We start from the raw sequence: 503 nt of genomic DNA, 5'->3' as shown, positions 1-503 counted from the left end.
ATGGCTTGTTGCGTATTGCCTGCGCTCTCACTGGAGGCCAGGGTAAACGCCACGAACTCGTTGAATTGGGCCAGATAGCGGTTGTCGATAGTATGTCCCGAGACTAGCGCCGCCTTACCCCGTTCGGTGATAAGGCAAATGCCCCGCTTGGGTTGCTCGATGAGTCCTGCCTTGACCAGATAGGTCTTGGCCCAGCCAACCCGGCTGCGCAGCGTGGTTTGGCGACCACTGGGCAAGGTGTCAGCCAACTGCTCCGGAGTAAAGGCGTAGTGCTGGCAAACCCGCTCGAATACCTCACGTAGAGAGCGGGCGACACCATCGGCCAATACCTTGAGCACGGCAGGCATCATGGCTTCATAGCTGGGCAGGGTTTCTTTCATCGGGCAACCAGATCGAGATAAAACAGGGGCTTATCTTGTCACAGCGACCTGCTTGGGGCCAGTTGGTATCGAAGTCACTGGGAGCAACCTCAAAAAAAACAGCGTCACCAAAAAAAGGGAAGG

1 protein-coding gene is annotated in these 503 nt (G+C 56.3%); it reads right to left on the bottom strand.

The annotated features are described in order from the left end of the window. On the bottom strand, window positions 1-380 hold a 380-nt coding region (locus tag PG892_RS22555; protein WP_270825945.1), incomplete at its 3' end, for a winged helix-turn-helix domain-containing protein. Between the last annotated feature and the right edge of the window lie 123 nt (window positions 381-503).

This window comes from Aeromonas sp. QDB68 (genome assembly GCF_027707405.1).
GTDB classification, from domain to species: Bacteria; Pseudomonadota; Gammaproteobacteria; order Enterobacterales; family Aeromonadaceae; genus Aeromonas; species Aeromonas caviae.
This window is presented reverse-complemented; position numbering and strand designations above follow the sequence as displayed.